This window comes from Thainema salinarum CENA647, from assembly GCF_057732415.1.
The window spans coordinates 1,755,484-1,780,020 of the sequence record NZ_JBYJZJ010000022.1 but is presented as its reverse complement, the minus strand read 5'-3'; the positions used below and the strand labels follow the sequence as shown (position 1 = coordinate 1,780,020).

Annotated in this window: 20 protein-coding genes and 2 rRNA genes; 14 read left to right on the top strand and 8 right to left on the bottom strand. The window is 50.2% G+C overall.

The window, feature by feature from the left end; all coding sequences use genetic code 11:
• Nucleotides 1-46: 46 nt before the first annotated feature.
• Entirely contained in the window at nucleotides 47-484 is a 438-nt protein-coding gene (locus AC286M_RS14640) for a hypothetical protein (RefSeq protein WP_488205088.1), read from the bottom strand.
• 138 nt (nucleotides 485-622) lie between these two features.
• Between AC286M_RS14640 and AC286M_RS14635 the strand changes: the two genes are divergently transcribed.
• The 4 genes from AC286M_RS14635 to AC286M_RS14620 all read left to right on the top strand — a co-directional run bounded on the left by AC286M_RS14635 (nucleotide 623) and on the right by AC286M_RS14620 (nucleotide 2,978).
• On the top strand, nucleotides 623-931 hold the full coding sequence (locus tag AC286M_RS14635) for a transposase (RefSeq protein WP_488204683.1): 309 nt from the start codon (nucleotides 623-625) through the stop codon (nucleotides 929-931).
• A gap of 44 nt (nucleotides 932-975) precedes the next feature.
• A complete protein-coding gene (locus tag AC286M_RS14630; RefSeq protein WP_488204684.1) occupies nucleotides 976-1,476 on the top strand; it encodes a transposase in 501 nt (166 codons plus the stop codon).
• Nucleotides 1,477-1,529: 53 nt separating this feature from the next.
• Complete coding sequence (locus tag AC286M_RS14625) at nucleotides 1,530-1,760, top strand: hypothetical protein (protein ID WP_488205087.1); 231 nt, start codon at nucleotides 1,530-1,532, stop codon at nucleotides 1,758-1,760.
• A gap of 153 nt (nucleotides 1,761-1,913) precedes the next feature.
• Nucleotides 1,914-2,978: a hypothetical protein gene (locus AC286M_RS14620; protein ID WP_488205086.1), complete on the top strand. Its 1,065-nt coding sequence runs from the start codon at nucleotides 1,914-1,916 to the stop codon at nucleotides 2,976-2,978.
• A 33-nt stretch (nucleotides 2,979-3,011) separates the two neighbouring features.
• On the opposite strand, the gene AC286M_RS14615 is transcribed toward AC286M_RS14620, so the two are convergent.
• Nucleotides 3,012-4,022 (bottom strand): hypothetical protein, encoded by a 1,011-nt coding sequence (locus tag AC286M_RS14615; protein ID WP_488205085.1) that lies wholly within the window; start codon nucleotides 4,020-4,022, stop codon nucleotides 3,012-3,014.
• A gap of 353 nt (nucleotides 4,023-4,375) precedes the next feature.
• On the opposite strand from AC286M_RS14615, the gene AC286M_RS14610 reads away from it, so the two are divergent.
• The 5 genes from AC286M_RS14610 (at nucleotide 4,376) to AC286M_RS14590 (ending at nucleotide 10,850) form a co-directional block, all read left to right on the top strand.
• Entirely contained in the window at nucleotides 4,376-5,965 is a 1,590-nt protein-coding gene (locus AC286M_RS14610) for a glycoside hydrolase family 57 protein (protein WP_488205084.1), read from the top strand.
• Between the two features lie 602 nt (nucleotides 5,966-6,567).
• A complete protein-coding gene (locus tag AC286M_RS14605) occupies nucleotides 6,568-6,954 on the top strand; it encodes a hypothetical protein (RefSeq protein ID WP_488205083.1) in 387 nt (128 codons plus the stop codon).
• 9 nt (nucleotides 6,955-6,963) lie between these two features.
• Nucleotides 6,964-9,153 (top strand): SUMF1/EgtB/PvdO family nonheme iron enzyme, encoded by a 2,190-nt coding sequence (locus AC286M_RS14600; protein WP_488205082.1) that lies wholly within the window; start codon nucleotides 6,964-6,966, stop codon nucleotides 9,151-9,153.
• 59 nt (nucleotides 9,154-9,212) lie between these two features.
• Complete coding sequence (locus tag AC286M_RS14595) at nucleotides 9,213-10,430, top strand: IS256 family transposase (RefSeq protein ID WP_488202914.1); 1,218 nt, start codon at nucleotides 9,213-9,215, stop codon at nucleotides 10,428-10,430.
• Nucleotides 10,431-10,709: 279 nt separating this feature from the next.
• Nucleotides 10,710-10,850, top strand: coding sequence for an SUMF1/EgtB/PvdO family nonheme iron enzyme (locus tag AC286M_RS14590; protein ID WP_488205081.1), 141 nt, complete (start codon nucleotides 10,710-10,712; stop codon nucleotides 10,848-10,850).
• Nucleotides 10,851-11,001: 151 nt separating this feature from the next.
• Here AC286M_RS14590 and AC286M_RS14585 read toward each other — a convergent pair whose 3' ends face one another.
• The 3 genes from AC286M_RS14585 to AC286M_RS14575 are packed head-to-tail and all read right to left on the bottom strand — an operon-like array spanning nucleotide 11,002 to nucleotide 12,603.
• Nucleotides 11,002-11,460 carry a type II toxin-antitoxin system VapC family toxin gene (locus AC286M_RS14585; RefSeq protein ID WP_488205080.1) on the bottom strand — a complete coding sequence of 153 codons (459 nt, stop codon included), beginning with the start codon at nucleotides 11,458-11,460 and terminating at the stop codon, nucleotides 11,002-11,004.
• Between the two features lie 16 nt (nucleotides 11,461-11,476).
• Nucleotides 11,477-11,689, bottom strand: coding sequence for a hypothetical protein (locus AC286M_RS14580; RefSeq protein WP_488205079.1), 213 nt, complete (start codon nucleotides 11,687-11,689; stop codon nucleotides 11,477-11,479).
• Nucleotides 11,690-11,736: 47 nt separating this feature from the next.
• Nucleotides 11,737-12,603, bottom strand: a complete 867-nt coding sequence (locus tag AC286M_RS14575) for a glycosyltransferase (RefSeq protein WP_488205078.1) — start codon at nucleotides 12,601-12,603, stop codon at nucleotides 11,737-11,739.
• 92 nt (nucleotides 12,604-12,695) lie between these two features.
• Between AC286M_RS14575 and rfbB the strand changes: the two genes are divergently transcribed.
• The 3 genes from rfbB to AC286M_RS14560 all read left to right on the top strand — a co-directional run bounded on the left by rfbB (nucleotide 12,696) and on the right by AC286M_RS14560 (nucleotide 16,330).
• Nucleotides 12,696-13,790, top strand: a complete 1,095-nt coding sequence (rfbB, locus tag AC286M_RS14570; protein ID WP_488205077.1) for a dTDP-glucose 4,6-dehydratase — start codon at nucleotides 12,696-12,698, stop codon at nucleotides 13,788-13,790.
• Between the two features lie 98 nt (nucleotides 13,791-13,888).
• Entirely contained in the window at nucleotides 13,889-15,325 is a 1,437-nt protein-coding gene (locus AC286M_RS14565) for a phospholipase D-like domain-containing protein (protein ID WP_488205076.1), read from the top strand.
• Nucleotides 15,326-15,391: 66 nt separating this feature from the next.
• The gene (locus AC286M_RS14560; protein ID WP_488205075.1) at nucleotides 15,392-16,330 is read left to right on the top strand and encodes a sulfotransferase; all 939 of its coding nucleotides are present in this window, start codon (nucleotides 15,392-15,394) and stop codon (nucleotides 16,328-16,330) included.
• Between the two features lie 33 nt (nucleotides 16,331-16,363).
• Here AC286M_RS14560 and AC286M_RS14555 read toward each other — a convergent pair whose 3' ends face one another.
• Nucleotides 16,364-17,845, bottom strand: coding sequence for an alanine/glycine:cation symporter family protein (locus AC286M_RS14555; RefSeq protein WP_488205074.1), 1,482 nt, complete (start codon nucleotides 17,843-17,845; stop codon nucleotides 16,364-16,366).
• A gap of 211 nt (nucleotides 17,846-18,056) precedes the next feature.
• Here AC286M_RS14555 and AC286M_RS14550 point away from each other — a divergent pair, with 211 nt between their 5' ends.
• Both AC286M_RS14550 and AC286M_RS14545 read left to right on the top strand, forming a co-directional pair.
• Nucleotides 18,057-19,670 carry an ATP-dependent DNA ligase gene (locus AC286M_RS14550; protein ID WP_488205073.1) on the top strand — a complete coding sequence of 538 codons (1,614 nt, stop codon included), beginning with the start codon at nucleotides 18,057-18,059 and terminating at the stop codon, nucleotides 19,668-19,670.
• A 292-nt stretch (nucleotides 19,671-19,962) separates the two neighbouring features.
• The gene (locus AC286M_RS14545) at nucleotides 19,963-21,144 is read left to right on the top strand and encodes a citrate synthase (protein ID WP_488205072.1); all 1,182 of its coding nucleotides are present in this window, start codon (nucleotides 19,963-19,965) and stop codon (nucleotides 21,142-21,144) included.
• Nucleotides 21,145-21,356: 212 nt separating this feature from the next.
• Here the strand turns inward: AC286M_RS14545 and rrf are convergent.
• Nucleotides 21,357-21,474 (bottom strand): 5S ribosomal RNA (gene rrf, locus AC286M_RS14540).
• An 86-nt stretch (nucleotides 21,475-21,560) separates the two neighbouring features.
• A 23S ribosomal RNA gene (locus AC286M_RS14535) occupies nucleotides 21,561-24,440 on the bottom strand.
• Between the last annotated feature and the right edge of the window lie 97 nt (nucleotides 24,441-24,537).

Genomic DNA, 24,537 nt, shown 5'->3' with positions numbered 1-24,537 from the left:
ACCACCAAAACCTATTAAAACAAAGTTGACAGACTTTGGGATGTTTTTACTCAACCAGTACGCGCCCGTCATTTAGGACATAAACCGAGCGATCTCCTGGTGGCTGTGATCCGCCAATCAGCTCAACCCGCAGGGTTTCTGCATTTGGTCTAGAGGTAATAGCTCGTAACGGCAGTTCTCCCTCTTCCCCCCAAAACAGGAGCGACACGTTAGACAGAGTCCCTTCCCAAAAGTTCAATTCCACTTCCTGTCCGGGCGCGAGGGAAATGGGTTCCGTTGGCACAACTTGCTCAACCCGCAGCCGCACATTAGTGCGATTCTGCACCTGGACGCGAATGCGCTGTCCCGGCGTGAACTGAATGGCGTTGCTGCCGCAGTTTGAGGCGCAGGTTCCGGCTAGGGCCGAGGGAGCTTCAGTGGACAGCGCCAATCCGGTGACGATAGCCGTTGTCAGGGTGAGAGATGCGAGTAAAGGTTTTAGCATGGGGAATCACTTCTGGTTGCTTGAGTTATAATGCCGCGATCGCAACCCAGATCGATCAAACCGACATCGATCTATAGAGCTGATTTGACATCTTTATAATTAGACTTGAAGAAGCTAAACCTCTTAAACCGAACAACGATGAGCTATTCGAGCAGCCTGAGTGATACAGAATGGGAGATTTTTGAACCGCTGTTGCTCCAGATGTTACCCCAGAAAAAGCGAACCCGACCGTGCAATTGGAGCAAACGGGCAATCGTCGATGGCATTCTGTACCAACTCAAAAATGGCTGTAATTGGGAAGACTTGCCCAACGACCTTCCCCCCTCCTCGACGGTCTATTGGCACTACAAACAGTGGCGCAATGCTGGAGTGTTTGAGGAGTTGATGCGAGTGCTCCATGAACAGATCCGTGAACAAGTTAAAAAAAATCGAAGTGGACGACTCTGATCATCATTGATTCACAAGCGGTCAAGAACACCTGCACCGCTAGTGTGGACTCCAAAGGGTTCTGTTTCTACAAAGCCACCAATGGGATTAAACGGCACCTGGCGGTCGATACGCTGGGGTTCCCCTTCTTTACCCACTGCACCAAAGCCAATGTTTCCGATGATGTCGGATTGATTGAGATGCTGACCTTGAACATTGACTATTTCAAGTCAAAACCGGTCAATATTCCCAAGATCACCATCCTGCTTGACCACGGCTATCATATCGATTTTCTCATTACAGAACTGGAGAAAATTTATCCCCAGATCATGACGAAAATCCGGTTTCAGTTGTCAACTAAGCCCTCCAAGCAAGAAAAGGCCGCACAAGGGAAATCTGGTTTTGTTCCGGCGGTTGCTCGTTGGGTGATTGAACGCTCCAATGCCTGGATGGAGCGCTGTAAAATCCTGGTTAAGAACTTTGAGAGAACCTTGGACAACGCCACGACCAAAATTAACCTCTGCTTTGTCAGGCTAATGCTTAAGCGCCTTGCTGCCTCTCCTTGAGATCTCAAATGGGTTCTATAGGCATCAAAGTACAGCACTGCTTGACTCACATCTTGAACAAAACCCAGAAGGGTTATTTTGCCGCCGCGATGCGGCGGCAAAATAACTTCTTCGGGCTCTCAACGTGCAAGGTGCAAGATGTGAGTTTAGAAACTTTAATCGAGAAATGGCGGTTTGAAGAAGCGATAAAGATCAAACGTGCCACCGCTATGCTTCTCAGAACGTTGTCATACACTGAAGTGTGGCTCACCGTATTTTTACTGTTGAACAATACAAAATCGTAGTTGTGTCGGTTGGGTAGGGAAGCGCGAAACCCAACTTTAAAGGATTGCAAGGACGATTGGATGTCCCAATCCGGATTGGTGGGCGATGCCCACCCTATGTAGCAAAACACTGAAATCTTCAGGAAAATCTTGAAATTACAACAGAGGAGTGGGATGGGTAACATCAAGGACAAAATTTGGGAATGGGGCTTTGCTCATTGGTCGGGTTCATCCGCATGGCAGCCCGGTTACAGCGTTCTACTACCTGTCCCCAGTGATTTACCCGTTTTCTTCAAACTCGGCATTCAAACCGTTAAGCGCCAGCAGGCCGAGCATCGTCGCGAAATTTTGGTGATTCCCGATGCGCCAACCGCTGCCTTTCGCGAGGTTTATCAGCAGGTGGTAGCCTCCCTCAATCCCACCATGCAAAAGCAGATCCGGCTGGTGGAAATGAGCAAGAAGGATCAGTTCTTCCGTCGAATTGGCGATCGCAAAGAGCTGTTCCTGCAAATGATTAATGGGGCGGCACAGGCCAAAAGTACCCACTTCTTAATCCACGACGCCGATGCCTTTGCTACCTCTGATGACTTTTTCGATCGCCACTATCAGCAGTGTACCAGCCGCGATCTCTCGGTCATTGGCGTCAATCCGGTTTGGGATGAGTGGTATCGCCAAAGCAATTACGGTCATCTCGTCGCTACCTGGGAGATGATGTGCAGCCAAACCTGGATGCGTCGGTTTGCACCGTTTATGCATCGCGGCCAAGTGGCAACGCTGCCGCCTGGTGAGCACAGCTTCGACATTACCTGCTATACCCAGTGTCTTTCTCAACCTGATGAGATTGGTCTATTTGAAGGTCGAGCAGGCTTCGTCCATTTCAATCACGTGATTCGCACCTATCGGCTGTTCATCCAGGCACAGCAGCAAAGCCAAACGTTTATCGATGAGCATTTTCGCCTGCTGTTGATTCGCTTACTGGTCGATGCATTTGATGCCGCCGATCAGGATCGCTACAATCTACCGACGCTCGAAGACTTCCGACAAAGCTTAAGCGGTGACAGCTCGCTTGTTTCGCTCGAAAGCGATAACTGTGCCGACAAGTACCGCCAGTTCCGTGAAAAGATGACCGAGTTAATGGCATCTGACTACTTGAGCGAGGCTCAGCGCGACTGGTTCGATCAGGTACTCCATCCGTTTGACCGAAAGTTCTTGCAGCCGATGGCATCAGCTTCTGTTTAGGCTCAGTCCTCAGCACTCATTCCTCCGCACGCTCTAAAGCGCCAGATCTTTTGCGATCGCAACTTCAGGCATTGGCTCGTTGCCCTGATTGGCTAATCGCCAAGCGACGCGGCTGAGGTGAAGCTGGGTGACGTGGCTGGGTAGGGCAAACTGGCTTTGGAACGGAGCCGTTTGACCGGGTTGCAGGACGCCAACTTGCAGATAGTCGAACCCGGCCTGCAAAAATGCTTGGTCTCGATCCGAAGAGGCTTGATAGGTTAGCGCAATATGGGTTAAAGGTTGATCAGCGTGATTGGTCAGGCAGCCAATCAGTTGCCGCCCACTATCCATCGCGCGAAAGCCAAGTTGAGTAAAGCTCAAGGGGGCTTCATTTACAGCACCTATGGGTGTGCAGGCTAGGTCTGCCGAGGCCGCAGGCTGAATCGCTGGTAGTTCCACCGGATAAAGAAAGTAATCACCGGAAAATCGGCTGGCTCGCTGCTGAGCGTAAGCCAAGTTGCTTTGATATTCGGAGACTTTAGCCTGAGCTTTGTCGTAGTTCGGGTCAGCCGTCGCCACGGTTTGCAATTGCGCGATCGCAGATTGCCACCGTTCTGCCACCAGCTGCCAATCGTTCAGCGCATGGGCCGAGCGGTTGAGACTCACCGCATCGGCTGCGTAATCATACGCCTGCTGCATCGGATCAGCCGTCTGTACGGTCGGTGTAGAAGCTCCTAAATAGGGTTTCTCTGCCGCTGGTAGCTCAAACGATAGGCCAATGCTGTCGTTAGTTTTCGTATCCGTGCGATCGCGATTGGCTGACTTGGCCTCCACCACATGCAGCACCGCTGGCTCAGAGGATTGAACGGCTTGAAACCTTCCTCCAATCCATTTGTCATGAGTTCCATACAATAGCAGCGACAGGACTGAAAGTGCGATCGCAATCAGCCCCAACCAGCGACGAATTGTAGACTGGTGGCGATATCGAGCAGATGGCCTATCTTGTGGAGAGAAAAAGTGCGATCGCCAATTTGGATGATGTGACTGCCGTGACCGATTATTCAACCCATGTCTCACTATGATTAGTTGCCAATTACTGCCAATTACTCATGCACTGCCCCGCAGACTGTTCAAATCAAAATATCGTTCTTAACCGCCCAACTCATTAAGCCCAATTTGCTCAATGGCATCTACAAATCTATAAAAAACAAGTTTCTTCTGTTCCCTCGTCCCCCTGCTCCCCAACTCCTTACCCTCTTACTCTCCCACCCTCTCACTCCCTCACCCACTAACCCATCCTACTGACCGCCCAAGATGGAATCGGATTTGTTTTATTTTTGCTTTACAATTTGTGGCAAAGGTCAGACGAAATTGTTTGACCCGTCTGTATCTGTAATTGTCTAGCCCAGGATTTTTCTATGAGTATCGGATATCTAGCCCTGGTTTTACACGCCCATCTGCCCTTTGTGCGTCATCCAGAGAGTGATTATGTCCTAGAAGAAGAGTGGCTCTACGAGGCAATTACAGAAACTTACGTGCCGCTGCTGCTCATGTTTGAGGGACTAAAGCGCGACGGGGTTAACTTCAAGATGACCATGAGCATGACGCCGCCGCTGGTGTCGATGCTCCAAGATCCCCTCTTGCAAGAGCGCTACGATGTCCACTTGGCTCAGCTCGAAGAACTGACCGAGATGGAAATTGAGCGCAACCTGCACCACGGCCACATGAAGTACCTGGCTGAATTCTACGCCGAGGAATTTGGCCAGGTACGAGAAGTGTGGGAGCGCTACGACGGTAACTTGGTTGCAGGATTCAAACAGTTCCTCGACAGCGGCAACCTAGAAATTATTACCTGCGGTGCCACCCACGGCTATCTGCCGCTGATGAAAATGTATCCACAAGCCGTCTGGGCACAGCTCCAGGTGGCCTGTGAACATTACGAAGAAAGCTTCGGTCGGCCTCCTAAAGGTATATGGCTACCTGAATGTGCTTACTACGAAGGGCTAGAGCGCATGGTCGCCGATGCTGGACTGCGCTACTTCCTCACTGATGGACACGGTTTACTTTATGCCCGTCCGCGGCCCCGCTTCGGTAGCTATGCCCCCATCTTCACAGAAGCAGGTGTAGCAGCTTTTGGTCGCGACAATGAATCATCCCAGCAGGTCTGGTCGTCCCAGGTCGGCTATCCTGGCGCAGCAGAATATCGTGAGTTTTATCGTGATCTGGGCTGGGATGCCGAATACGAATACATCAAGCCCTACGTCATGCCCAACGGTCAGCGCAAAAATGTGGGCATTAAGTATCACAAGATCACGGGCAAAGGCTTGGGACTCTCCGATAAGGATCTCTATGATCCCTACTGGGCACGGGAGAAAGCGGCAGAGCATGCGGGCAACTTTATGTTCAACCGCGAGCGTCAGGTTGAACACCTGCACAGCATGATGCAGCGTCCCCCAATCATCGTGTCGCCCTATGACGCGGAGCTGTTCGGTCACTGGTGGTATGAAGGCCCCTGGTTCCTTGACTATCTGTTCCGCAAGTCGTGGTACGACCAAGGCACCTACACCATGACTCATCTGGCCGAGTACCTACAGCACCATCCCACCCAGCAGGTCTGTCGTCCGTCACAGTCAAGCTGGGGCTACAAAGGCTTTCATGAATACTGGCTCAACCAAACCAATTCCTGGATTTATCCCCACCTGCACAAAGCGGCAGAGCGGATGATTGAACTATCCGAACGAGAAGCCGCCGATGAGCTAGAGAAGCGAGCGCTGAATCAAGCGGCACGAGAACTGCTGCTAGCGCAATCCTCGGACTGGGCATTTATTATGCGAACGGGCACGATGGTGCCCTACGCGGTGCGCCGCACCCGCTCTCACCTGATGCGGTTTAACAAGCTGCGCGATGAGATTCTGGCAGGCAAAATTGACTCAGGCTGGCTACAAAAAGTGGAAGCCATCGACAATATCTTTCCCAATATTAACTACAGGGTCTACCGTCCGCTGTAGCTGAGCCTAAGGACAGTCGCAGCATTTCGGAGAACTACACCATTAGTTGCAACCTTCGCGAACCTTTAGATGTCATTTGGTTTGACACCCAGTTCTCCTTGTTGTTCCACTAAACGGACTGCTCAAGCTTCAGCTTGCTGGGCTTGGGCTTGCGTCTGTTGGGCAGTTTCTTCTGGTGTAGGAACCAAAGCTCTGGCTCCTGTAAAGTACCGAAGTGAGCTTTCCATTGCCGATTCGTTGCTCTTAAGGAGCGTGGATTCAATAAGGTGCAATCTTTGGGGTAGGGACACGGCAATGCCGTGTCCCTACGGACGGAACGATTTACAGGCTATTTAATTCGCAGTCCTAAGCTGAGTTCTTGGGCATGAGGTTTTGCCACTTGTTGCGCGGTCAGTACCGTGACGGTAATCCACTGTAGGGAATATTTGTATAGTAAAAGGTGAGTCAGTAGATCGCCTTTCACACCAAAAGTGATAAAGCCAGATCAACCCATCACATTTTGCTCTATGCCTACCTTGAAATTTAGTGGCTATGAGTGGCGGAAACTGGACTGTGTCGCCAAAATATGGGAATAAGCCACATTAAGAGCAAAATCAATAGAAATGGCAAAAACGGTTACTCTCACCATTGATTGGCGGCAAGCAGAATTAGATATGCCGGAGAATCTGCAAGAGCGACAAACGGAAGCGTTGCTTCAAGATCTTTCAGTGTTAGATGGCGTGGAACAGGTGGATCGAGTGGCTGATCCGGATGTGCCGGATGGTGGCATGGGGGCGGCTTGGTTGTGGAGTATTTTGACGGCACAAATAACGGTTGATGGCCTGAAGCAGATTGGCAAGGAAGTGCAGGAGCGTTTACCGGGAAAGCCGATTGAGTTCACGATTAAGTCGGGCGAGAAAGAAGTGACGGTGAAGAATCTGCGCCCGGATGATTTGGAGGCGACGCTGGATAAGCTAGTGGCTGCTGCAAAGGAACTGGCGGAGGACTAGCGGGGAAGCATGGGCAAGAAGGTTGCGTTGCTAGTAGGGGTGGGTCGTTGTCAGGGCAATAATGAAAAGTTTCCAGCGTTGCAGTGCCCGGAAAACGGAGTAGCAGAGCTAGAGGCAATTCTGCGGAATCCCAAAATTGGTGGATTTGATCAAGTGGAGTCGCTGATTAATCCAGACTTGGGCACATTCCAGCGACGCATGGGTGAGTTTTTTACGTATCCCAGTGTGAGCAAGGATGATTTGGTGTTGCTCTATTTCACGGGGCACGGCATCAAGGATATGGGCGGGGATTTTTACCTGACGACGGCGGATACGACGTTTATTGGCAATCGAGTAAATGCGGGCACTGCTGTTCCTGGATCGTTTGTACAAGGTATTTTTCGCAATTGCTATGCCCAGCGCAAGGTAATTATCCTGGACTGCTGCTTTGGGGCGGCGTTTGCGGAGGGTTTTCTGACGATGGACGATGGCAGTGTGGATGTGGAGGCGGATCTGGGGGGTGAAGGTTGGGTGGTGCTGACGGCAGCGACGGCACGGAATTATGCGCTGGAGCAGGAGGGAGAACCGCTGTCGGTGTATACCCGCTATTTGGTGGAAGGGTTGAAGACGGGAGCAGCGGCGCAGGAGGGTAAAGACTACGTTTATGTGAGAGATTTGCACAACTATGTGCAGGCAAAGGTGCAGACAGCAGCACCTACCATGAGTCCGACCATCTTTAACGCTCGGCAGGGTGAAAGGATTACGCTGGCGAAGGTGGTGATTGGCAATCCAGAGCTAAAACTTCGTAAAGCAATTGCACGCTACATTGATGCTGAAGCCGCAGAAATTACGCCAGTAGGCAAGCGATATCTAAAAAATCTCGCATTGAGTTACAGCATTGATTTAAAGCGAGCAGAGGAGATTCTTAATGCAGAATTGCGACCGCTGCGGACACGGCGTAATCATTTGCGAGAGTATGAAGCAGCCTATCGAGAGGCAGTTGAATATTACTCTGGTTTACCAGAACGAACTCGACAGGAGTTGCGGGACTTGCAGCGGTTATTGAACTTACGGGATGAGGATGTAGACCGGATTCATGCCCGGATTCCAATTTCGGCACCGAAGCCAGCGCCATCTTCGCCATCAAATCGAACAGCAGCAGCATCGTCAGAGCCAGCACCAACCCTTAGTCCAGAACTGATATCTGCATTAAGAACAGAGCCACAGCCGACGCTGACACAGCCGAAATCAATACCAAAACCTTCTCAAGCTCAGCCACTTAAACCAAAGTCTGTATCTCAGACCGAAAATCAGATTAACCGTCGCAAGCTGTTGACTTGGGCGGGATGGGGTGGAGGAGGTTTGGTTGTATTTGCTTCAGTACGACCAGTATTTCAAACACTTACATCATGGATATACTTATCTGAACCACTTGAACCTGTGGCAGTTGATTTGGAGAATTTGCCAACCAAAGACTTTGAGGTGGTGACAGTCAACGACGCAGGAGAAATTAATGATCGCCAAACGAAATCAGCTAGCTATTTTGTTGAAAGTTTAGGCAACGAAATTGAACTGGTGATGATGCAAATTCCAGGTGGGTCATTTTTGATGGGTTCGCCAGATTCTGAAGCAGGTCGTAGTGATGCTGAAGGGCCACAGCATGAAGTAACGGTGCCAACGTTTTTTATGGGGCAGTTTCAAGTTACTCAAGCCCAGTATCGGGCTGTGATGGGCGAGAATCCCAGTAGTTTTTCTGAGAATGGAGCGAATCGACCAGTCGAGATAGTTTCTTGGGATGATGCGACAAAGTTTTGTGAAGTGTTGTCTAAGCATACGGGTCGTACGTATCGCTTACCCAGCGAAGCAGAGTGGGAATATGCCTGTCGGGCTGGCACGACTACTCCCTTTCACTTTGGTGCAACAATTACAACGGATTTAGCCAATTACAACGGCAACTATACCTATGGTTCTGGCCCAAAAGGAACCAGCCGAGCGCAAACAACAGATGTTGGTAGTTTTCCGGCTAATGTCTTTGGTCTATACGACATGCACGGGAACGTTTATGAGTGGTGCCAAGACGTTTGGCATAGTAATTACGAAGGTGCTCCAACCGATGGATCGGCATGGATGGCAGGCGGAGAGCAGGATAGCCGGGTACTGCGCGGCGGTTCGTGGATCAGCTATCCTGATTTCTGCCGTTCGGCGGGGATTGTAAATTAGATTGTGTCAAAGGTCAGAGATGAGATCTAATGAACTATTGAACCTAAGAGACTCGTACTATGACTTTTCGACCTGAACTCCTGGATGAATTGCTTAAAGGCTATCAGAATCCCGAAGACCTGCTGGGGGATGGAGGGATTCTTAAGCAGCTCACGGCGGCTTTGGTGGAACGCTGCTTGAATGCGGAAATGAAAACCCATCTGGACGAGCAACAGGCGGAGCCTGAAAGCGACGTCAAGCCAACTCGTAACCGCCGCAACGGCCACAGCAAGAAGACCATCAAAGGGGAGTTTGGAGAAGCTCAAATCAATGTTCCCCGTGACCGCAACAGTGAGTTTGAACCCATCATCGTCAAGAAGGGGCAGACCCGCTTCGAGGGCTTTGATGACAAGATCTTGTCCCTCTATGCCAGGGGCATGAGTACCCGTGACATTCAGGCTCAACTGCAAGACCTGTATGGCGTTGAGGTCTCAGCCGGGCTGATCTCGAACGTCACGGATGCGGTTGAAACGGAGCGTAAAATTTGGCAAAATCGCGCGCTCGACCCGGTTTATCCCATCGTCTATTTTGATGCCATCGTGGTCAAAGTCAGACAAGACGGGCGGGTGATCAACAAAGCGATTCACTTGGCGCTTGGGGTTAACTTGTCTGGCACCAAAGAACTCTTGGGGATGTGGATGACCCAGAACGAGTCTGCCAAATTTTGGCTTCAAGTGCTCACAGAGCTGCAAAATAGGGGTCTCAAAGACATCTTCATCGCTTGCTGTGATGGCCTCACTGGCTTTCCCGATGCCATTGAAGCGGTCTTTGCTCAAACCCAGGTGCAGTTGTGCATTGTTCACATGGTACGAAATTCACTCCGCTATGTGTCCTACAAAGACCGTAAGGCGGTTGCAGCAGACCTCAAGCTGATTTACACGGCCAGCACTGAGACTGAAGCAGAGCAGCGCTTAGTTGAGTTTGCCGAGCAGTGGGACCAGCAATATCCAACCATTAGCAGGTCTTGGCTTCATCATTGGCAGCGGATTATTCCCTTCTTTGCTTTTTCACCGGAGATTCGTAAAGCAATCTATACGACCAATGCGATTGAATCGATGAATATGACTCTTAGAAAGGTGATTAAAAACCACCGAGCTTTTCCAACCGATGAATCTGCCCTAAAAGTTATCTACTTGGCAATTCAAAATATTGCCAAAAAGTGGACCATGCCCATTCGCGACTGGAAACCCGCTCTCAACCGCTTCGCGATTGAATTCAGCGATCGCTTTCCAACTTGAGTTTTTACCTTTGACACAATCTATTTGACATACCCGTTCGGCGAGTCGGTATCGTTTTTCGCGCGACGTCATCGACTTCAATGTTGGTTTTCGCGTGGTTTGGGTTCCCGCGTGAGGATTCCCCTTTTCCCTCTTGCCCTTTTACCCTTTACACTTCTTAATCTTTTCCCTTTTTTCCTCTACTGCGCGAAGCGCGTAAAATTTTTTGGCGATTTTATGCATTTAGCCCAAACGGCGCTAAAGTAGCGATGCGTCAGAATTCTCACCCGTTGAGACCTGATGTTGAGGCAGGCAGCTAAACTGCGCGGCGGTTCGTGGATCAACAATCCTGATAACTGCCGTTCGGCGAATCGGAATCATAATTCGCGCGACAACATCAACAACAATGTTGGTTTTCGCGTGGTTTGGGTTCCCGCGTGAGCACTCTCCAATCTGCCAGAACTGATGGAAGGGATTTCATTGGGCGTGTACTGGGGGAGTCCAGACCTGTTTCAAAGAGGTCGGCGACGGCTTCCAAAAATAAAACCGGACTGATCAGCTTAGTAGGTACGCCGAAACGTTGGCCAGTTCTTTAGGTTAGGGGATTTGCTTTCGAGGTTAGGGGATTTGCTTTCGTCCAATCTTCTACTTGCAAGCCTTCGATTTGCCCAAAATCTGATGCGTTACGAGTAAGTAAAGTTGCGTTATTGATTAATGCGATCGCCGCAATTTTTAAATCCATATTTCCAAGCCGAGGATAGGCTTTTCGTAAGCGTTGATGTTCCAAAACGGCTGCACGATCAAAAGGGATAATTACAACCGATTGATAGTCTATTGCAAGTTGCTGTAATCCTCGATAACCCAAGACTTGCTCATCCAGCGTTTTCGCCCTAGATAAAAAGTTAAGCCGACCCCTGATTTGCTCTTCGTAGGTAATGATTGTGACAGCAACTTCAGGATTTTCAATCGCTGCGAGCCTTGCCAAGATTTGCTTTCCATCTCGTCCATTGCGCTGAATCAGGCTGAGATGGTCGGTATCAAGGATATACATTACGTGATCTGGTCACTCACTCAGCCGACTGACGCCACTCTTGACCAAGCCGAACCGCCTCATCAAAGGTTGGATCATCCTCAAAACTACCTGCAACCTTTAGCCACCAAGGAACTTGTTTTTGCAACACCCCAGACAGCATGTGCTTAAGTTGCGCTAACTCTGCCTCCAAAGTCGCAACTCGTGCTTCAAGCTGTTCAGAGCGTTCTTCAATCTGTCGAGGAGTCATACAAATCTGTTGAGAGTGAGGAGTATAGAGGAATTATAACGAGATCTCTATGGAAATCCTTGTCGCCAACGGTTCAAAAACTCCAGTAGACCCTGCCAGCGTCCCTGCGCAATCTGCGGTTGACTTGGTAAGCGTAACAATACCTTCCCCAGCGTGTAGACCAAATTCAAGCCCAGCGCTAGCGGTGTTCCATGCTGGTGCAGAAAATAGAGCTTGCTAAACGTAGCGTGGCGAAACTTGAAGCTAATATTGCGGCCTGTGATTGCTGACACCTGATGATGCACCAGCACCGCTCGCGTTAACCGCACCCGTTTGCCTTGTCGCAGATAGCGGTAGCTGATTTCCGCGTCTTCGTAGTCCAGAAAATATTGCCGATCAAACAGCGGACAGTCTTCAAACGCCGCCAAATTGAAAATCATGCTGCAGCCCGATACCCATTCCGTCTCCTCCGTTACCGGGGGTTGCGCTGCCGTGTCTACATCTTCAAATCGATGCTTCAGCGTGCCGAGCCAGGGATTAAATGTGCCGCGACTAAACCAGAGGCGACCGTTGAGATCCTGAATGCGCGTGCCCAAAATGGCGATGTCCGGTTCCGCCGCCAAGCACTGCCGCACATAGGCCACCGCATCCGACACCAGTTCCGCATCGGGGTTAATCAGCCAGATCACGGCCTGCGGATCTTGTTCGTACACATACTGCATACCCAGATTGCAGCCACCGCCAAACCCCAGATTCCGCTCTGCCGTTAGCACCGTCACCCAACCCGGTTCCGCCAAGCCATCCACCGAGCGATCATCCGGTGAGTTATTGACAATCACCACTTGGCACCGATCATCCGCTGTCACCCGCAGCGACGCCAGCAGTTGTTTAATCAGTTCGGTGGAGTAGTAATTAACCGTGACAAAGTAGATCATGGGTTAGTCCTTAAAGATTGAGATGTTGTGTTGGGTGTGAAACCCCCAACACAACATCTCAACTGAAATCGTAGAAGAGCATGAGCAACAGCATGAGTAGGCAACAGCGACGGGTTTTGGTTACGGGGGGAGCCGGGTTTATTGGCTCCAACTTTGTGCATTATTGGCAGCAACAGTATCCCACGGATCAACTGGTGGTGTTGGATGCGCTGACCTATGCAGGCAATCGCGCTAACTTAGCCGAATTGGAAACCCTGCCGCAGTTTCGTTTCGTGCAGGGAGATATCTGCGATCGCACTCTCCTCAATTCCCTCCTAGAAACCGAACAAATCGATACCCTGGTTCATTTTGCTGCCGAATCCCATGTCGATCGCTCCATTTTGGGGCCAAGCGCGTTTATTCAAACTAACGTAGTCGGCACGTTTACGCTGCTGGAGGCGTTTCGCCAGCACTGGTTGAACGCGAACCAGCCGGATCGCTATCGCTTTCATCACGTTTCCACAGACGAAGTCTACGGCAGTTTGAGTCCCACCGATCCACCCTTTTCCGAAACGACGCCCTACGCACCCAACAGTCCCTACTCGGCCTCGAAAGCGGGCAGCGATCATCTGGTACGGGCCTATCATCACACCTACGGCCTGCCGACGCTGATGACTAACTGCTCCAATAACTATGGGCCGTACCACTTTCCAGAAAAGCTGATTCCGCTGATGTGCATCAATATGCTGCTGGGCAAGCCGCTGCCCGTGTATGGGGATGGACAGAACGTGCGCGACTGGCTCTATGTGGAAGACCACTGCCGCGCCATTGATCGGGTGATTCATCAGGGTCGCATCGGCGAAACCTATGCGGTGGGCGGCAATAGTGAGGTGAAGAATATCGATTTGGTGGAACTACTGTGCGATCGCATGACGGAATTGGCTGATGAGCTACCCGTGCAACCCGTGCGATCGCTAATCACGTTCGTTAAGGATCGTCCTGGGCATGATCGCCGCTATGCCATCGACAGCCGCAAGATTCAGACAGAATTGGGCTGGCAGCCGACGGTAACGCTGGCGGAGGGGATCAGTCGCACAATCCAGTGGTATTTGGATCATCCAGACTGGTGGCAGCCGCTGCTATCAGCGAAGTATCAGGATTACTATCAGCAGGTTTACGGCGAGGCGAAACCGTTAGAGATTCTGTAGAGGAAATTGGGTATACAAGCATCAGGTTAAAACTGCGATCGCAACTTGACATATAGCGAGACGTTTAACCTAAAGCCTTTACACATCAGGGTCTAGCTATGAATCAGGTTCGTCAGTATGCGGTGCGGGCAGGAGTACCAGCGGTTGCAGTAGCAGCGCTAATTGGGGGAGCAATGCTCTGGCGACAGGCTCCAGAGGCGGCGACACTGGCCCCTCTGGTGGAACCGCTGCCGCAAGATCCCTATGTGCAGGTGTATTTCAACCAGTCCGAGGCCAATGTCTACACAGAACCCTATCGCGGCAAGACGCGCTTTGGCGACGACCTGGAACAGGTAATTGTTGACACGATCAATCAGGCGGAAACGTCTGTCGATATCGCCATTCAGGAAATAAGGCTTCCTCGCGTGGCACAGGCGCTGCGGGATAAGCATCGAGCTGGTGTGCGGGTACGAGTCGTGATTGAGCATGACTACAGTCGCGCCTGGAGTGATGTCACCGAGGCGGATTTGGCTGATTTGACCGATCGCGATCGCAACAAGTATGAAGAATTTGTTCTACTGGCAGATCAAAATCAGGACGGCCAGGTGAGCGAGCAGGAAAGCAGTGAATTCGATGCCCTGCGCATTCTGCGAGATGCCAATGTGCCGCTAATTGATGACACGGCAGACGGCTCTAAGGGCAGCGACCTAATGCACCACAAAATTATCATTGTGGATGGTAAAACAGTGCTGACGGGATCGACGAATTTTACAACTAGCGGCACGCACGGCGACCCTGACTCCGCCGCTAGCTTGGGCAACGCCAATAGTATTGTAGTCATTAACAGCACAGAAGTGGCGCAGATCTTTACACAGGAGTTTGCCTATCTCTGGGGTGATGGCCCAGGCGGAGAGGCGGACAGTCTTTTTGGTTTACAAAAGCCATTTCGACCAGCACGGCGGGTGACTTTGCCTAACGGAACAACGGTGGATGTGCAGTTTTCGCCCACATCATCAAGCCGCGACTGGCAAGAAAGCGTGAATGGTTTAATCGCGCGATCGTTCCGGTCAGGACAAGATCAGATTGATTTGGCGCTGTTTGTGTTTTCAGATCAGGCCATTGCTGATGAATTGGAAATGCGATCGCGGCAGGGGGTTGAAGTACGAGCGCTGATTGAACCCGGATTTGCTTATCGAGACTATAGCGAAGCGCTGGACATGCTGGGAACAGCGATGCCAAATAATCGCTGTAAGTATGAGGAGGACAATCGGCCTTGGATTACCCCGATTTCAACAGTGGGAGTGCCAACACTAGCACCGGGGGATGTGCTGCACCACAAATTTGGCATAGTAGATGGGAAAACGGTAGTCATTGGTTCCCAAAATTTTAGCGATGCGGCCAATCAAAGTAACGATGAAAACTTGATCGTCATTGGCAGCCCCACCGTAGCAGCACATTATGAGCGAGAGTTTGAGCGGTTGTATCGAACCGCAAAGTTGGGAATCACAGAGGAATTAAGGGCAAGAATTGAGGCCCGACGCGAAGATTGTGAGTAGGGGGACAGAAGTCCGTATAATACAGGTTGAAATAATGAGTAAATAACGGTCAGAATCTAGCTTACGATGGCTCAAATCACAGTAGATTTCTTAGGAATTGGTGTCCAGCGAGGTGCATCAACTTGGTTATGGTCAAACTTACGCAAACATCCTGACATCTGGCTTCCTCCTGTTAAAGAACTCCACTATTTTGACCGTTCTCCCAAATACCACTCACCCAGCTATTTGTCAGAAAAATACTTTTTCAGCCGGGCGTTCAACAAAGATCATCACAACATAAAATTTCGGCGGATTCTGCAAAGGCATTTAACTGAAACCATGCCTGAAGCTCTATCTAATAAGGATTGGGGTACAATCAAATGGTTTTCCAAATATTTATTTGGGCAAGTTGATGATAACTGGTATCAATCTCTCTTCAAGCCCGGAAAAGACAAAATCAAAGGAGATATCACACCTGCATATTCAATACTAGACAATGATGATATTGTCCACATCAAGGAACTTTTCCCAAATATCAAAATCATTCTGATTCTGCGCAATCCGATGGATCGGGCCTGGTCTTATATCTGCTACGAGGCTCTACAAAAACGCTTTCAGGGCATTAATGATTTAGAAAAGGTCAAAGGATTAATTAACGGCCCAACCCAATCCATGCGAGGTAACTATTTACAGATTTTGGAAAAGTGGGAACAGCTTTTTCCAAAAGAGCAAATTTTTATTGGATTTTATGAAGATGTCATCTATCGGCCTGGAAATTTTATTGTTGATATTTTTCGTTTTCTTGGTGTCAACTTCGAAAAATATCAGCATTATGATGATTTAAAGGCAAAGGTTAATGCATCTCACAAAAACGAGCAAGAAATCCCGTCAGAAATTCAGTATCTTTTAGCCAGAAAGTACTGGTTTCAGATCAAGCTTCTACATGAACGATTTAACAATAGCTATACTCTGGCTTGGACAAGACAGGCTGCACGGATCATGAAACAGCACAAAGAAAATTCATAGAACAAATAGGCTATTTCAGCTCATCACGTTGAACTATTTTGCGTCATGTTTAGGTTGAGCTAAAGGTCGAATAGCTTGTGTTGCTCCTTTGTGATGACGACTCGTATAGTCATTTAGGCTGACCATAATTTGACTCAGCAACCAATAGCCACCCAATAAGTTGGGCACAGCCATAGCCAACGTTAGACTATTGCCAATCATGATGGCGGCACCAGCCGTACTGGTAGCTCCGAGAAAAACTGTGATTAGAAAGAGCATTTTGTAAATCGGAATGCCGCGATCGCAAAATAGATAGACCCACGCCTGTTCGCCGTAGTAGCCCCAGGACATAATGGTGGAGAAAGCGAAAAAGAAAACCGCGATCGCAAGTACGCTGGGAAACCAGCTAATCACACTGCCAAATGCTGCCGCCGTCAGTTCTGCACCTTCTAAATTAGCCGCTGCTGGTGAAGCATAGGCACCCGTCGTAATAATCACCAGTGCCGTCATGTTGCAGATCACAACGGTATCGATAAACGGCTCTAGCATGGCAACAATGCCTTCTCGTACAGGCTCTTTCGTCCGAGCTGCCGCATGCGCGATCGCAGCCGATCCTGTACCCGCCCCGTTGGAAAATACTGACCAACGTAATCCTTGCACCATCACGCCAATGGCTCCCCCCTCGACCGCTGTTGGTGAAAATGCGCCGTGAATAATCGTAGCCACAGCAGCCGGAATTGCTGTGACGTTGACGATCAGTACCCATAGAGCTGCGATCGCATATACCGCGCACAGAGCCGGAATTAGTGCTGCCGCCACTCGACCAATGCGGGTAATCCCGCCCAAGATCACCAGTGCAGTAAGCAGCGTTAACCCTAAACCGTAGCCCCAATCCGGCAGAGTAGGCATGACACGAGCAATCACGCTGTAGGACTGATTCGCTTGAAATAAATTTCCACCGCCAAAACCACCGCCCACAGCTAGCAGCGCAAAGATTCCGGCTAACACTTTACCGACGCGCGGAAACCCTTGCTTTGCTAATCCTTCAGACAGGTAATACATCGGGCCACCAGCTACGGTGCCATCAGGCCGCACCTGGCGATACTGCTGAGCCAGCGTGCATTCAACAAACTTGCTGCTCATGCCCAGGAACCCGCCCAGCGTCATCCACACCACAGCACCCGGCCCACCTAGAGAAATCGCGATCGCAACTCCGGCAATATTGCCCAATCCAACAGTCGCGGATAATGCCGTAGCTAACGCCTGAAAGTGCGAAACCTCACCTTCATCGTCCGGATCGTCATACTGTCCCCGTAAAACTGCGATCGCATGACCAAACGCTCGCAAATTGATAAATCCGAGTCTCAGCGTAAAGAAGACAGCCGCCCCAACAATCCATAGAATAATCAGCGGCATGCCACCGACACTGAAAAATAAAACCTGGTCAAGCCGTTCAGCAATAGAGCTGGAGACAATTTCAATTTGCTCTAGCCACTGTTTCAGTTCAAGTGGCAGTAACCCAAACGTATTCAGCAAAATTCTCAGAATCCTTGGCGACCTTCCCATTGTTGCAGGCGCTCTGCGATTTAGAGTACTGATTTGATGCTGTTGAGACGACGAAACACCAATCCCGACACCTCCCCAAATCATTGTCTACAGTAAAAGAAACAATCCAACCCTCTCTTCCCTGCTCCCTTTCTCCCCTACTCCCTTTCTCCCCCTACTCCCTCCCACTGACTAATTCAACATGAAACGATTCGCTCAACTATTCCAGCAAATCGACGCGACGACATCCACCAATGCCAAAATTGCCGCCCTGCAAGCCTATTTTCGCGATGAATCCCCAGCAAACGCGGTTTGGGCAATCTATTTATTTCTGGGCAAAACCCGACGACGGCTGATTACCTCTCGTGTGCTGCAAGATATTTACTTATCGGTCGCCCAAATTCCCGATTGGCTGTTTGACGACTGCTATCGCCACGTAGGTGACACTGCCGAAACCATTGCGCTGCTCCTACAAGATACGCCACTGGAGAAACAAGACGCGCTTGATCTGCCGCTGCATGAATGGATGGAATCGATAATTCCTCAAGTCAAACAGATGGAGACAGACGAAGAAATCCGCGCACTCGTCCTGTCCTGGTGGGCCGCACTAGAACCGTTTGAAGTCTTTGTTCTCAACAAACTGCTGACGGGAGCCTTTCGAGTGGGAGTATCCAGCAAGCTACTAATCCGAGCACTAGCAGCTGAATACGATCTGCCATCTGCCGTCCTCACCCACCGCCTGATGGGCAACTTTGAGCCAACCGTTGAGTTTTTTGAGCAACTCATCAGTCCCGATAAGATTGAAACGGCTCCGAGCCAACCCTACCCGTTCTTTCTAGCATCTCAGATTGAACCAGAACAATTCCAAGCAGAGGAACATTTCTCCAACTGGTTAGCAGAATGGAAATGGGACGGCATCCGCGCCCAAATTATTCGGCGCAACGATCAGGTCTTCATCTGGTCACGGGGAGAAGATTTAATTACCCATCAGTTTCCGGAACTAGCCGATTACGCACTATCGGCCATTCCTAACGGTTACGTCCTCGATGGCGAAATTCTGTGCTGGCAAGATGGTCAGCCCATGAACTTCAACGCCCTACAAAAGCGCTTGGGCCGCAAACGGGTATCCAAAAAGCTAATGGCGGAATACCCAGCGCACTTCATTGCTTACGATTTGCTGGAGCATAAAGGACAAGATATTCGGGAACTATCACTGCGCGATCGCAAATCCCATCTCGCCAATCTTTTACAAGAAGCTGACTCTAATCTATTGACTCAATCTTTACCACTCAAATTCCAGTCATTTGCTGATTTGGAAGATTTGAGATTGCGATCGCGCAATGAACAAGCCGAAGGACTGATGCTCAAAGCCCAAGACAGCCCCTATCTAGTCGGTCGTAAGCGCGGCTATTGGTGGAAATACAAAGTTGACCCCATGACCCTTGATGCCGTATTGATTTATGCCCAAGCGGGCACAGGCAAGCGCGCTAATCTGTTTACAGACTACACATTTGCCCTTTGGCATGACGGAGAACTTGTTCCGTTCGCCAAAGCTTATTCTGGACTCGATAATGACGAAATCAACCAGCTCGATAAATGGATTCGTCGCCACACAATCGAGCGATTCGGCCCTGTCCAATCGGTCAAAGCAACTCATGTATTTGAAATTGGCTTTGAAGGTATTACTGAATCCAAGCGGCATAAATCTGGCATCGCTGTCCGCTTCCCTCGTATTCTGCGCTGGCGACACGATAAACCCGTAGCAGAAGCCGATACTCTAGACGCTGCTAAATCTTTAATTCAGGCCCAAACTTAACAGTTCATCATTACTTGCCTAGGTTTTGGGGCAAAATGACGAGTGGACTGACTTTAAAGTTGCGATTCCATTAGATTTAAGTTCGATTTAAGATGAGAAGTTCACGCTCAACACTCTTCTTCGAGACTCTCTAGCTTAAAATGCTGGATGGAATCTTGAATGTTCAATATGATTTCTCCGCTTGGGGCATAGGTTGGTTCATAATTTAAATTCCTGTCGGATCGTTTATTGAATGAATCTGAAAGGCTGGTAAACCCCAAACGGGTTTTAGAGTGAGCGAGCGTTAGAATCTATGACTTTTTGTGAATATAAACCTGGTCTAGAGGGCATTCCTGCAACCCAATCAAGCATTAGCTTTGTTGATGGACAGCAAGGAGTTCTTGAGTATCGCGGCATTCGAATCGAAGAACTTGCAGAATACAGCACGTTTTTAGAAACATCCTATCTTCTGATTTGGGGGCATTTGCCAACCAAAACGGACTTAGCTGATTTTGAGCATGAAATTCGCTACCATCGGCGACTCAAGTATCGCATTCGGGACATGATGAAGTGTTTCCCTGAAAGTGGACATCCAATGGACTCGCTACAAGCCTGTGCTGCTGCATTAGGGTTGTTCTACTCGAAGCGGGCATTAGATGATCCAGCCTACATCCGTGCTGCTGTCGTACGTCTACTGGCTAAAATTCCCACAATGGTGGCAGCATTCCAAATGATGCGAAAGGGGAATGACCCCATTCAGCCCCGCGATGATTTGGACTATTCTGCCAATTTTCTATACATGCTGAACGAGCGGGAACCTGATCCGCTAGCAGCTCACATTTTCGACGTTTGTCTCACGCTTCATGCCGAACATACAATCAATGCATCAACATTCTCTGCAATGGTTACGGCATCAACTCTCACAGATCCATATGCCGTAATAGCCTCAGCAGTTGGAACCCTCGCAGGCCCACTCCACGGTGGTGCCAACGAAGAAGTAATCGCTATGCTCGAAGAAATTGGCTCGGTCGAAAATGTAGAAGCCTATGTTGATAAATGCATGGAAACGCGATCGCGGATCATGGGCTTCGGCCATCGTGTCTACAAAGTCAAAGACCCACGAGCCAACATTCTGCAAAGCTTAGCCGAAAAGCTGTTTGAAAAAGTCGGCAGAGACGAATACTACGATATTGCAGTTGAGCTCGAACGTGTAGTTGGGAATAGGCTTGGTCACAAAGGAATTTATCCTAACGTTGACTTTTATTCTGGCCTGGTTTACAGGAAGTTAGGCATTCCGACTGACTTATTTACACCCGTATTTGCGATCGCGCGAGTTGCTGGCTGGCTAGCCCACTGGAAAGAACAGCTTGGCGAAAACCGCATTTTCCGCCCCACTCAAATCTACACTGGTGCTCGTAACCGTCCCTACACCCCCGTAGAAGAACGGCAAACCATCCAAGATCAATCACTGCTGGCAGACATGCTGGCAGACTAACCAATACAATCACTCATGAGGGGTGATTCCCCCTTGCGTCATATCTGGTAAACCTGCCATCATTCTAGAGATGACGATTTTCAGGAACTCCGAGCCCTCCCGCCTATGGGCGGGCTTTATTTTTTGTGTCTGTTGCGACTATCCATTAACAACTTACCAACAACAAGAAAGGAGCTCATCAGCTGATGAGCTCCTTTCTGCTTGAATGATTGACCTGGCACCGAGCTATTTTCCCGTGGGGCAACCCCCAAAGTATCTTCGCCGCTGCACCGTTTCACAACCAAGTTCGGGATGGAGTTGGAGTGGGGCCAGTGCGCCATTGGCACCAGGAAACTGATTGGGTTGAGCTTCCTGTAGAGAAGGAAGAACCCTGAAGACTGCATAGAAAGATGTCAAGTTCAGACCCAAATGTAGATATGGTCAAGCCCTCGGTCTGTTAGTATTCCTCAGCTTCATCCATTACTGAACTTCCACTTAGAACCTATCAACGGGTGTTCTTCCCGTGACCTTACCTGGCTAACCCAGTGAGAGTACTCATCTTGAGGTGGGCTTCCCACTTAGATGCTTTCAGCGGTTATCCTCTCCGCACATGGCTACCCTGCGTCTACCGTTGGCACGATAACAGGTACACCAGCGGTGCGTTCCTCCCGGTTCGTCTCGTACTAAGGAGGAATCCTCTCAATACTCTTACGCCTGCACCGGATATGGACCGAACTGTCTCACGACGTTCTGAACCCAGCTCACGTACCGCTTTAATGGGCGAACAGCCCAACCCTTGGGACCTACTACAGCCCCAGGTTGCGATGAGCCGACATCGAGGTGCCAAACCTCCCCGTCGATGTGAACTCTTGGGGGAGATAAGCCTGTTATCCCTAGAGTAACTTTTATCCGTTGAGCGACGGCCCTTCCACGCGGAACCGTCGGATCACTAAGGCCTACTTTCGTACCTGCTCGAGTTGTAGCTCTTGCAGTCAAGCTCCCTTCTGCCTTTACACTCTGCGGCTGATTTCCAACCAGCCTGAGGGAACCTTTGCGCGCCTCCGTTACCTTTTAGGAGGCGACCGCCCCAGTCAAACTGCCCACCTGAAACTGTTCCCTTCCCGGATAACGGGTAAGGGTTAGAATTCTAGCCTTGTTAGAGTGGTATCTCACCAGTGACTCCACAGTCCCCACAAGGACTGCTTCATAGTCTCCCACCTATCCTGCGCAAACAAAGCCCGAACCCAATTCCAGGCTACAGTAAAGCTTCATAGGGTCTTTCTGTCCGGGTGCAGGTAGTCCGTATCTTCACAGACAATCCTATTTCGCCGAGCCTCTCTCCGAGACAGCTCCCAGATCGTTACGCCTTTCGTGCGGGTCGGAACTTACCCGACAAGGAATTTCGCTACCTTAGGACCGTTATAGTTACGGCCGCCGTTCACCGGGGCTTCAGTCGCGAGCTTCGCCGAAGCTAACCCACTTCCTTAACCTTCCGGCACTGGGCAGGCGTCAGCCCCCATACATCGTCTTGCGACTTAGCGGAGACCTGTGTTTTTGGTAAACAGTCGCCTGGGACTCTTCACTGCGACCACCTCTCGGTGGCACCCCTTCTCCCGAAGTTACGGGGCCATTTTGCCGAGTTCCTTAGAGAGAGTTATCTCGCGCCCCTTGGTATTCTCAACCTCCCTACCTGTGTCGGTTTCGGGTACGGGCAACGTTAGATTAACGTGGATAGAGCTTTTCTTGGAAGCCTGACATACACCACTTCCCCGCCGTAGCGGGTCGGACTCGTGCCTCAGCTCAGGTCGTTTTCGCCGACCCTCATCACCTTGAACACTTACGCCGGTAACCAACATCCGGCTGGCTTAGCCTTCTCCGTCCCTCTTCACAATCTAACGTCGGTACGGGAATGTTAACCCGTTGGCCATCGACTACGCCTTTCGGCCTCGCCTTAGGTCCCGACTAACCCTCCGCGGACGAGCCTTCCGGAGGAACCCTTAGGGTTTCGGGGCATTGGATTCTCACCAATGTTTTCGCTACTCAAGCCGACATTCTCACTTCTGATTCGTCCACACCTGCTTTCGCTAATGCTTCTAACTACTACAGAACGCTCCCCTACCACTTACGTAGTAAGTCCACAGCTTCGGTATAACACTTAGTCCCATTCATTTTCGGCGCAGGAGCGCTTGACCAGTGAGCTATTACGCACTCTTTCAAGGATGGCTGCTTCTAGGCAAACCTCCTGGTTGTCTCTGCACTCCCACCTCCTTTCCCACTTAGTGTTAATTTGGGGACCTTAGCTGGTGGTCTGGGCTGTTTCCCTCTCGACGATGAAGCTTATCCCCCACCGTCTCACTGGCAACGTGTGCACTGGGTATTCAGAGTTTGACTCGATTTGGTACCGCTCTCGCAGCCCGCACCGAATCAGTGCTTTACCCCCCAGTTATAATCGTTACCGCTGCGCCTAAACACATTTCGGGGAGAACCAGCTAGCTCCGGGTTCGATTGGCATTTCACCCCTAACCACACCTCATCCGCCAATTTTTCAACATTGGTCGGTGCGGACCTCCACTTGGTGTTACCCAAGCTTCATCCTGGACATGGTTAGATCACCCGGGTTCGGGTCTATAAACACTGACATAGTCGCCCTTATCAGACTCGGTTTCCCTCTGGCTCCGGCATTTCCGCCTTAACCCGCCAGTGCCTATAAGTCGCCGGCTCATTCTTCAACAGGCACGCCGTCATCCGTTAAATCGGACTCCGACTGCTTGTAGGCTTACGGTTTCATGTTCTATTTCACTCCCCTCCCGGGGTTCTTTTCACCTTTCCCTCGCGGTACTGTTTCACTATCGGTCACACAGGAGTATTTAGCCTTACGAGGTGGTTAGTCGCGGATTCACACGGGATTTCACGTGCCCCGTGCTACTCGGGATCCGGCTAGGCTAGTTCAGTTTTCGACTACGGGACTTTCACCCCCTCTGGTGCAGTATTCAGCTGCTTCGTCTAACCTTTCTAGTCCACATTGCCGTCCCACAACCCCAGCAGTAAAAACCACTGGTTTAGGCTCTTCCCGTTTCGCTCGCCGCTACTCAGGGAATCGAGTTTTCTTTCTCTTCCTCCAGCTACTAAGATGTTTCAATTCGCTGGGTTGGCTCGTGCCAGTCTATGGATTCAACTGGCCGTACTTAGGGTTGCCCCATTCGGAAACCCACGGATCACTGCTTGCTTCCAACTCCCCGTGGCATATCGCCGGTAACCGCGTCCTTCATCGCCTCTGTGTGCCTAGGTATCCGCCGTAAGCCCTTGATAGCTTGACCATTTACTTACATTGGTGTCTGTTCGTGACTGAACCATCAATCATTGCTGATTCATAGCTTCGTCAACATCTACCTGACATCTCTTTTCTCTATGCAG